3 protein-coding genes are annotated in these 2,769 nt (G+C 63.5%); 1 reads left to right on the top strand and 2 read right to left on the bottom strand.

All coding sequences use genetic code 11. The annotated features are described in order from the left end of the window. Positions 1 to 264 (bottom strand): hypothetical protein (locus tag VGN46_RS07665; protein WP_331642358.1); only part of this gene is annotated, 264 nt, incomplete at its 3' end. 19 nt (positions 265 to 283) lie between these two features. Further along, positions 284 to 1,735 (bottom strand): bifunctional 2-methylcitrate dehydratase/aconitate hydratase, encoded by a 1,452-nt coding sequence (locus VGN46_RS07660; RefSeq protein WP_331642357.1) that lies wholly within the window; start codon positions 1,733 to 1,735, stop codon positions 284 to 286. A 289-nt stretch (positions 1,736 to 2,024) separates the two neighbouring features. On the opposite strand from VGN46_RS07660, the gene VGN46_RS07655 reads away from it, so the two are divergent. Beyond that, the gene (locus VGN46_RS07655; protein ID WP_331642355.1) at positions 2,025 to 2,699 is read left to right on the top strand and encodes a TerC family protein; all 675 of its coding nucleotides are present in this window, start codon (positions 2,025 to 2,027) and stop codon (positions 2,697 to 2,699) included. Positions 2,700 to 2,769: the final 70 nt, after the last annotated feature.

Raw genomic sequence — 2,769 nt, 5'->3', positions numbered from 1 at the left:
GTCAGCGGATTCCTGCGCGTGAACGGCACCCACGCCGCCCAGGGCCAAGCCGATCAGCAAAAACAAGCCCTTACGTTTCATCGGTGTCTCCTCATTATTGGTATTCGCGTCCGCGCTCCACCCCAGACGGAAATCGCGCGTCAGAAAAACTCTTTGTCGAATCCGGGGACTTCTGCCGTCCCTCGCTTTTGTTACCCCTTCAACGGGCGGCGGCAGTTTAGCAAAAAAACAACATTTGAGCGCATGCCGCCGCCAGCCGTTCATACTTGAGTCACAGCCATTATCAAGCCGTGAAGAGTGTCATGAACGCGTGAATGGGCATGGCATCGAGCTTTTCGGGGCTCGAAGTGACCGCAAGAACCTTCTCAACCCGCTCTGCAGGCCACTCGGCGCGCAGGGCCGCTTCGAATTTCTTGAGCAAAACCGGAATGCCCTCAGCCCGGCGATTACGATGGCCGATCGGGAAATCGATCGAGATTTTTTGCGTGCTCGTGCCGTCCTTGAAGAAAACCTGCACCGAATTACCGATGTAACGCTTTTCGGGGTCGAAATAATCCTTGGTGAACTGCGGATTCTCGACCACGGTCATTTTGTCGCGCAGGGCATCGATACGCGGATCGGCCGCGATGTTGTCGTTGTAATCATCGGCGGTGAGACGGCCAAAGAGCAGCGGCACAGCCACCATGTACTGGATGCAATGGTCACGATCGGCGTAGTTGGCCAGGGGGCCGGTCTTGTCGATGATGCGGACGCCGGCTTCCTGGGTCTGGATCTCGATACGCTCGATCTCGTCGACCCGGTGGCCGACCTCGGCGTGCAGCTGCATGGCGCATTCCACGGCGGTCTGGGCGTGGAACTCGGCCGGGAAACTGATCTTGAACAGCACGTTCTCCATGACATAGCTACCGAACGGGCGCTCGAACTCAAAGGCATTGCCCTTGAACGCCACGTCGTAATAGCCCCAGGTCTTGGCCGACAGGGCCGACGGGTAGCCGACCACGTTGCGGTACACGGCGTTGATCGCGTGGGTCACGGCACGGCGGCAGGCGTCGCCGGCGGCCCAGCTCTTGCGCGGACCGGTGTTCGGGGCATGGCGGTAGGTGCGCAGGGCGCCGTTATCGATCCAGCTATGCGAGACCGCGGTCGTGATCTGCTCCTTGTTGCCGCCCAGCATGGCCGTGGTGACCGCCGTGGAGGCCAGGCGGACGAGGATCACGTGATCCTGGCCGACGCGGTTATAGCTGTTCTTGAGGGCGTAGCAGCCCTGGATCTCGTGGGCCTTGATGGCGTAGCCCAGCACGTCGCGGACCGTGAGGACCTTGCCGCCTTCCTTCTCCGCCTTGCGCGACAGGTAATCGGCCACGGACAGGATGGCGCCGAGGTTATCGGACGGGTGGCCCCACTCGGCGGCCAGCCAGGTGTCGTTGAAATCGAGGTAACGGACCTGGGTACCGATGGCGAAGGCCGCCTGGACCGGGTCGAGGACATGCGAGGTGAACGGCACGCGCACGCCGTCTTCCATGGTGAGGCCCGGGACGATGGGGCCCAGGTGCTTCACGCAATCCGGGAACTTCATGGCCAGCGCGGAGCAGGCCAGCGAATCCAGCAGCATGTAGCGCGCGGTGTCGTAAGCCTCCTGCGAGTCGATCGTGTAATCGGCGACGTAGTTGGCGATGTCCACCATCGGCTGGTCCGGGTCAGGACGCGTGGCGGAACGGATATCGTGTGCGCTCATGGCTTCACTCGCGAGGGTGTGGGTGGGAAAGCCGGGCATTTTAGCCGGTCACCCCCGGGGGGTGTCTTGCCGCGCCGCAGCTGAAACGCGAGAATGTCCCCACTACAACCCAAAGGGGAGTAGTTCCGCGGGGCCCAAAGCCCCGTGCGCGATGATCGTCAGTACGGACGCCTCAGCGTCCCGGGCATCGCGGCGGCTTAGCGCCGGGAACGAGACTTTTGTGGTGACGACGGGCGCGCGTACCCGTCGCCGCCGCATTGGTCCGACCACAGCGCGCTAAGGCAGCCCCATGGATTTCCTGACACCCGAATTTTTCTCCGGTCTCGCGGCCATCATCCTCCTGGACCTGGTCCTGGCGGGCGATAACGCCATCGTCATCGCCCTCGCCGCTCGCAACCTGCCCCGTGATCTGCAGAAGAAGGCTGTCTTCTGGGGCACGTTCGGTGCGGTGGCCATACGTATCCTGCTGACCTTCGCGGTCATCTGGTTGCTCAAGCTGCCAGGCCTGATGCTGGCGGGTGGCCTGTTGCTGATCCCCATCGCCTGGAAGCTGCTCAAGCACGAGGATCACGATCCGGACATCGCGCCGGCGAAGGGCTTTTGGGCAGCGATCCGGACCATCGTCGTCGCGGACGCGCTGATGGGCCTGGATAATGTCCTGGCGATCGCCGGCGCGGCCAAGGGCCATATGGGTCTGGTGGTATTGGGTCTCGCCATCAGCGTGCCGCTGGTCGTGTGGGGCTCCACCCTGATCCTCCGCCTGATCGAGCGCTTCCCCATCGTGATCTACATCGGCGCGGCGGCTATCGCCTGGACAGCGGCGCGCATGATCGCCCATGACAACCTCCTGGCCCCGTGGTTCGACGCCCGCCCATGGGCTCCGTGGACGCTCGACGCGGTGCTCGTGCTCGGCATCGTAGGCCTGGGCTGGCTGGCCCAGCGCAAGCGCCTCGAGGCTGCCTAAATGTTGTAGGAGCGCGCTTGCGCGCGATGGGGGCCGCCGCGAGCACCCATCGCGCGCAAGCGCGCTCCTA

Origin of the sequence: Luteibacter sp., from assembly GCF_036500425.1 — a bacterium.
GTDB lineage: Bacteria > Pseudomonadota > Gammaproteobacteria > Xanthomonadales > Rhodanobacteraceae > Luteibacter.
This window is presented reverse-complemented; position numbering and strand designations above follow the sequence as displayed.